Origin of the sequence: Rhodopseudomonas sp. BR0C11, assembly GCF_010820945.1 — a bacterium.
Taxonomy (GTDB): Bacteria; Pseudomonadota; Alphaproteobacteria; order Rhizobiales; family Xanthobacteraceae; genus Rhodopseudomonas; species Rhodopseudomonas palustris_H.
The window spans coordinates 1-626 of sequence record NZ_QTKI01000802.1; the positions used below are offsets into that span (position 1 = coordinate 1).

A 626-nucleotide genomic window follows, 5' to 3' on the forward strand; every position below is an offset into this window, starting at 1 on the left:
GCAGCGGGCGCGCGGGCCGGTGTGGCCGAGCTTGGAGCAGTCCATCGCTTCGAGCATCACCCGCGCGCCTTGCGCCACCGCGGATTCGACGATGTCGAGCGTCTCGGCGTCCAGCGTCGAGGGCGAGCGGATGCGACCATCGGTGTCGCGCAATCGTAGTCCGATGCTGCGCACCGGTCCGAGTCCGGCGATCGGTGCGCCGCGCGTGGCGACAACGCCATTGGCGCTGCGTGCGCCGAAGTGCAGGCCGCGTGCCGTGAAGGCGGTGCCGGTGCCGGTCTGATCGGAGGCCGCGATCACGCTGACGAGGTCGTCGCCGAGCAGGGCGCGGGTGATCGCCAGCGCCACCAATTGCGCGTCGGTGCCGGAGGAGGTGAACACGATCTCGGTGGCGGTGTGGTCGAGCCCGAGCAGCGCTTTCAGTTCGCCGCGCATCGCTTCGACGCGGTCGTCGAAGCATTCGATCAGACCATGCAGCATCGCCGACGACATCAGCGCGTCGCGGGCGCGGCTGGCGGCGTCGTAGCCGCGCAGCGAGATCGTGCTGGCGGTGCAGGACGAGAAACTGGGAATCTCCGGCGCCGGCGACGGGCTGCAGCCATAGGCGTTGCGGCGGGTCGCGGGAT

Annotated in this window: 1 pseudogene; it reads right to left on the reverse strand. The window is 70.4% G+C overall.

Annotation, left to right across the window (positions count from 1 at the left end):
* Positions 1-626, reverse strand: a pseudogene (locus DYI24_RS27480) (hypothetical protein); the annotation flags it as partial.